Annotated in this window: 5 protein-coding genes; 3 read left to right on the top strand and 2 right to left on the bottom strand. The window is 57.5% G+C overall.

Features of this window, described 5'->3' with window-relative positions:
• Positions 1-476: 476 nt before the first annotated feature.
• Positions 477-1019: a hypothetical protein gene (locus tag BAUR9175_RS18940; RefSeq protein ID WP_009885516.1), complete on the top strand. Its 543-nt coding sequence runs from the start codon at positions 477-479 to the stop codon at positions 1017-1019.
• 443 nt (positions 1020-1462) lie between these two features.
• Here the strand turns inward: BAUR9175_RS18940 and BAUR9175_RS18935 are convergent, their stop codons facing one another.
• Positions 1463-2488 carry an IS3 family transposase gene (locus tag BAUR9175_RS18935; RefSeq protein ID WP_240520014.1) on the bottom strand — a complete coding sequence of 342 codons (1026 nt, stop codon included), beginning with the start codon at positions 2486-2488 and terminating at the stop codon, positions 1463-1465.
• On the bottom strand, positions 2377-2670 hold the full coding sequence (locus BAUR9175_RS18930) for a transposase (protein WP_096168663.1): 294 nt from the start codon (positions 2668-2670) through the stop codon (positions 2377-2379). Before BAUR9175_RS18930 ends, BAUR9175_RS18935 begins: the two co-directional genes overlap by 112 nt.
• 78 nt (positions 2671-2748) lie before the next feature.
• Here BAUR9175_RS18930 and BAUR9175_RS19485 point away from each other — a divergent pair, with 78 nt between their 5' ends.
• Positions 2749-2925: a hypothetical protein gene (locus tag BAUR9175_RS19485; RefSeq protein ID WP_162619321.1), complete on the top strand. Its 177-nt coding sequence runs from the start codon at positions 2749-2751 to the stop codon at positions 2923-2925.
• 338 nt (positions 2926-3263) lie between these two features.
• On the top strand, positions 3264-4042 hold a 779-nt coding region (gene istA / locus BAUR9175_RS18925), incomplete at its 3' end, for an IS21 family transposase (protein ID WP_240689404.1).

Here is a 4042-nt window from a genome sequence, read left to right as displayed (position 1 = left end):
CGTCGCCGTGAAACGCTCACAGACCTTGGCTGCCGCGCGGGCCAAACACCCCCAAAGGTTCAGCAAGGCCACCGATCCCAAGATCCTGGCCCTACCCGGACCGGCATGGATCAACCAACCAAAGGAGGGCACCGAAACAGAGGCAGCCTAACCACTGCCTCACTCACCCTGGTACCGCTTGACTTGAAAAATTCCGCAGCGATCAAGCAAATAGGGAAGTCGAAGATCAAGAAGGCCACCTCCAAGTACCTTCTTCAGAAGGCCAACGCGAACACCTGGAAGCATATCCGGGCGAAGAAGCACAACTGGGGGGAAGATTGGCGGCACCTCGCGATCGAAAATTGCGAACTTAATGTCTCGTGCTATGGCTAACGGCAAGCACTCGAAACGTGGTGCGAACGGAATGCAGGCTGTCCTTCCCTACAAGGGTAAGTACATAGTTGTCACATATGCGAAGAAGGGTGGGAAGATCAGTAATGGCTGGTGGGGTAAACCGTGATAGCGCACAGGCACTGACTGAGGCGATCGTCGCTGCGGAAAAGGGCTCACTTGACAGTGCGTTGCAGCTTGCGGGCGCTATGTCGATAAAGGACGTCGCCTATGCCCTTGTCGAAGGGTTCGAAGATACTGGGAGCCCCGTTCACAATTTCGAAGAGATCCGTGATCGGTTCATTTGGCGGTGGGTTTCTTCGCTCGACCCAGTAGAAGTACTTGCCGCGCTTGTCGCCATCGACGGTGTTTACAGCAACGATTTAGTGGTTCTGCCACATGCGGAAGACCGGTTCACGACCAGGCTCTTAGAAGCTTCTGCGGATGCCGTTCGTGTAATTAGCAAGCATCTTTCCTACGTGAAGGATCTTGCTGGAGGCCCCGATACTAGTTTCAATGAGGCCTTCGCCGCGCGGGTGACAGAACTTGCTGACGGTCCGTTGGCTCAGATGTCTGACGATTTGACCTCACAGGCTCAGCAGCTAGCGAAGCTACAGCAGAACGCTGATGAAATCGAGTCGGACGAATAGGAGCTAGCTTTAAACCCACAAGGGCGGGGCCGCAAATCTACGGTCCCGCCCTTGTGGGTGCGGCTGTTGGAGTTTGTGCAGACAGCTGACGAAATCGGCTTCGCAGATCGAGAGGGCGACTTTCCAGCGTCTAGGTGGTGCCGTCCTTGACAGTTTCGTTCGCAATCTAGTCCAGTTCTTGGACGGATTCGGTGAGCGGGGATACCCGGTAGACATTTCCGCCCGTCGTGACCGGCTCCACCGAATTCGTCTTGGAGGTCACATATTCGTGACCAACTACCGCGACAATCACTGACGCTTCAAGCCCGTTGTCGTTGCTTGCCGAGGAAGGACACGTTCCGTCGAACCTCCGTTCACGATATGGCTGTCCGAGAACTCGAGCTGATGAATTTTCACCTCCGTGCGCTCGTCAAGTTTTTGAGACAGTTCGTTGATGATTTCTCTTACGCCGCCAGGCCGGTCTGGCCACTCTCGCGGTAGTCGTTCAAGGCTTGCACCGGGACGCGATGACATGCCCTGGCATTCGGGCGCTGTCGGTTGTACCAAGACTCGATGTAGTCCATCACCGCGGTCCTGGCCGCCAGCCGCGTTGCGAAGCTGTGATGGTGATAGAACTCCGTCTTCAAATGCGAGAAGAAGTTCTCCGCGACCGCGTTGTCCCAGCACACCCCGACCGCGCCCATCGACTGGGTGACATTGTTTCCTGCACACCACTTCTGGAACTGCACCGACGTGTATTGTGCCCCTCTGTCTGAGTGGTATATTGCCTGGTCAGAGTCCATGTATCCGTGGTCACGAGCCATGACGAGAGCCTCGATACACAGACTGGCACGCATGTGATCATCCATGTTCCACCCGATGACCATTCCGGTGCACAAATCGATGACCGTGGCCAGATACAACCACCCTTCCCCGGTCTTTAAATAGGTGATATCGCCGCACAGCCGGGCCCCGGGCACCGACGAGGAGAAGTCCCGATTCCCCTCCTCATCGAGCATGTGATTGCCGATATGGGCGGCGTTGGCCTGCGGATCCTGGACAGTCGTGGTCTTCCAAGCCCTGACCCTGACCGCGCGCAGACTGGACTCGCGCAGAATCACCCCGACGGTTGATTCCGAGACCGCGATGCCGTCGGCGTTGAGCAGTCGAGTCAGTTGGTCCCGGCCGGCACGACCTGCACACTCGTCATACTTTGCCGTGACCGCCTCGACGAGCATCGCGTGACGGGCAGCTCGCGGCGAAGGCACTGTCGGGGTCCGCCACCGGTAGAACGAGGCCCTTGAGACCTTGAGAGCCCTGCACATCATGGCAATGGAGTAGGCCGCCTTCTCTGCTTCGATGAACTCGTAGAGGTCGTCTACTGTTGCTTCGCGGCAAAGAAGGCGCTGACTTTTCCCAAAAACTCGATCTCCTGTTTGAGTTTCGCGTTCTCGGCCACGACCTTTTGGTGTTCGGCAAACGACACGGATTCCTGTTCGCCGGTGTCGAATTTGTCGGGGTTGGCTTCTCGGTATTTCTTGATCCAGTTGCCCAGAGTCCCGGCCTTCACCCCGACTTTCGCAGCCACTTGAGTGATCGGGAGATCGGAGGCGAGGAAGAGCTCAACGGCCTCGTCTTTGAACTTCCGGGTGTACTTCTTCCTGGTGGTCATGTTTGTGAGTGCTCCTTAAAACCTGTCTCACAAAACCATACGGCCGCACCGTTGTGGCTAGGTAGCCGGTATAGTCCCATGACCATGGATGTGTTTAGTTTTGTGATCGTCGGGGTTTATGTGCTCAGCGGTGGCCTGGTGCTCTCATTGCTGGTGCTCGGTTTGATTGTTCTGCTCAAGGTCAACAACCTGCTCGACCTCGAACTGGCCAAACGGGTCGAGCAGAAGAACGAGAACCCGCAATCCGCAGAATAAGTCCTCGCTGCCCCTGAACGCGGCGATGGCCTGATTGTCATCGAAGTCGACGTGACTCCGAAGACCAGACGAGGGAGCGTAGTGGTACACCACCTGTTTCGCATCACCCTATGCCTGCTGGCAGCTTTGGTAGCAGTGAGCTGTGAGAAGTTCATTTACGGCCGGATCATCCTGACACCAGACTCGGTCTGGGATTTGGTTATGACAGTGTGAAGTGGCCCCGGCATGACGGTTTCATCTGGCCCCACCCGCGACTCGCCGATGGTGTTGCGACGGCCACAACTGGCCCCACCCGAACCTAGAAGAACCTACTGGTTCAACAGAACGGGGCCACCACCTTGGAGTCACGAGTGGAACTCTTCGCCACCATCCGCCGCGACGCCCGCATCGAAGGACTCTCGATCCGAGCTCTCGCCAAACGCCACAACGTCCACCGCCGCACCATCCGCCAAGCCCTCGACAGTGCTGAACCACCAGCCAGAAAGCCCCCGGCTAGGTCGTCGCCGAAGCTTGATCCTTACAAGCCCGCGATCGATACCATGCTGCGCTCGGACCTCGACGCGCCCAGGAAACAACGCCACACAGCAACCCGGATCCTGAACCGGCTCATCGACGAACACGCAGCCGCGGGACTCTCATACTCAACCGTCCGCGACTACGTGCGCGTCCGCCGGGCAGAAATCGATACCGCGGCCGGCAGGCGTAAAGAAGTCTTCATCCCCCAACACCATGCCCCTGGTGCTGAAGCTGAGGTCGATTTCGGGGAAGTCTGGATCATCCTCGACGGAGTGAGAACGAAGTGTCACATGTTCGTCTACCGACTCTCCCACTCCGGCAAAGCCATCCACCGTGTTTACCCGACCTGCGGGCAAGAAGCCTTCCTCGAAGGCCACATCGACGCCTTCGAAACTCTCGGCGGTATCCCGACCAGGCATATCCGCTACGACAACCTCACCGCCGCCGTCACCACGGTCTTGCACGGGAAGGATCTGAATCGCCCCGGGGATAATAGAGGCAGGGAGATTGGAAGAAGGAGATTCTCTCATGCCAGTGAAGTACACCGACGAGCTCAAGGCTCGTGCCGTCGAGCTCGTCATCCATGCTCAAGCGGATCCGA

This window comes from Brevibacterium aurantiacum, assembly GCF_900169065.1.
In the GTDB taxonomy this organism is placed as follows: Bacteria; Actinomycetota; Actinomycetes; order Actinomycetales; family Brevibacteriaceae; genus Brevibacterium; species Brevibacterium aurantiacum.
Note: the sequence above shows the minus strand (reverse complement) of the source record. Positions and strands in the feature narration are given on the sequence as shown.